The sequence below is a fragment of the Pseudomonas helleri genome (assembly GCF_009600315.1).
Lineage (GTDB): Bacteria > Pseudomonadota > Gammaproteobacteria > Pseudomonadales > Pseudomonadaceae > Aquipseudomonas > Aquipseudomonas helleri_A.
In genome coordinates this window covers 1-244 of record NZ_WIWC01000192.1, presented here as the reverse complement: position 1 = coordinate 244, position 244 = coordinate 1, and the positions used below count along the sequence as shown (strand labels likewise).

Here is a 244-nt window from a genome sequence, read left to right as displayed (position 1 = left end):
GTCGGGGTAAGGGGATTCGAACTCCTGACATCCTGCTCCCAAAGCAGGCGCGCTACCGGACTGCGCTATACCCCGGTAAAAAAAAGGCACCTTCAATAGGCGCCTTCTGCGATCAGCGCTTTTGGCCTCTGATCTTAAGATCTAGCTTCAGCGAACTGAAACCAAAAATGGTGGGTCGTGTGGGATTCGAACCTACGACCAATTGGTTAAAAGCCAACTGCTCTACCAACTGAGCTAACGACCC

The 244-nt window shown here is 52.0% G+C and carries 2 tRNA genes; both read right to left on the bottom strand.

The window, feature by feature from the left end:
* Nucleotide 1: 1 nt before the first annotated feature.
* Nucleotides 2–75 (bottom strand) — tRNA-Pro (locus GHN86_RS23290).
* A gap of 93 nt (nt 76–168) precedes the next feature.
* Nucleotides 169–244: transfer RNA gene (locus tag GHN86_RS23285), tRNA-Lys, on the bottom strand.